Origin of the sequence: Pseudoalteromonas sp. SG43-4 (genome assembly GCF_014164325.1) — a bacterium.
Classification (GTDB): Bacteria; Pseudomonadota; Gammaproteobacteria; order Enterobacterales; family Alteromonadaceae; genus Pseudoalteromonas; species Pseudoalteromonas distincta.
On record NZ_JACJFB010000069.1, the window covers coordinates 1 to 320 of the forward strand.

The 320-nt window shown below is 38.8% G+C and carries 1 rRNA gene; it reads left to right on the forward strand.

Annotated features, from left to right (window positions below):
• Positions 1-225 precede the first annotated feature (225 nt).
• Positions 226-319: ribosomal RNA gene (gene rrf / locus H5160_RS20200) — 5S ribosomal RNA — on the forward strand.
• The last annotated feature ends 1 nt before the right edge of the window (position 320 follow it).

Consider the following 320-nt stretch of genomic DNA (forward strand, 5'->3'; position numbering starts at 1 on the left):
ACAACGTTGATAGGCAAGATGTGGAAGTGGTGTGAGCCATTAAGCTAACTTGTACTAATTACCCGTGAGGCTTAACCATACAACGCCAAACGCGTTTTATGCGACAGTTTGACAGAAGTTAATATGACTAAAGTAGAAATTACTTAAAGAAAAACTTAAAAAATATTATCAGATATTTTCCAAATTCAGTTAATGCGCAGAAATACGTATTAACGCCCAAATTTGCTTGGTGACAATAGCGTTTTGGACCCACCTGACTCCATGCCGAACTCAGTAGTGAAACGAAACAGCGCCGATGATAGTGTAGCATTTGCTATGTG